Source organism: Fructilactobacillus sp. X2R6C1, assembly GCF_059901295.1.
Genome location: NZ_JBWXUZ010000065.1, coordinates 1 through 248, shown reverse-complemented (window position 1 = coordinate 248; position 248 = coordinate 1). Strand labels below are relative to the sequence as shown.

1 protein-coding gene is annotated in these 248 nt (G+C 64.5%); it reads left to right on the top strand.

The genetic code is table 11. The annotated features are described in order from the left end of the window. Positions 1-248, top strand: a 248-nt coding sequence (locus AC6UDF_RS07380; protein ID WP_500724242.1) for a histidinol dehydrogenase, incomplete at both ends; no start/stop codon positions are given.

Below are 248 nucleotides of genomic sequence, written 5' to 3'. Positions count from 1 at the left end.
CAACAGGCCATGGACGTGGCCAACCGCATTGCCCCGGAGCACCTGGAACTGTCGGTGGCCGACCCGCAAGCCTGGTTGCCGCACATTCGCCACGCTGGCGCAATCTTCATGGGCCGTCACACCAGCGAAGCGCTGGGCGATTACTGCGCCGGGCCCAACCACGTGCTGCCTACCTCCGGCACCGCGCGGTTCTCGTCGCCGTTGGGGGTGTATGACTTCCAGAAGCGTTCGTCGATCATTTTCTGCTC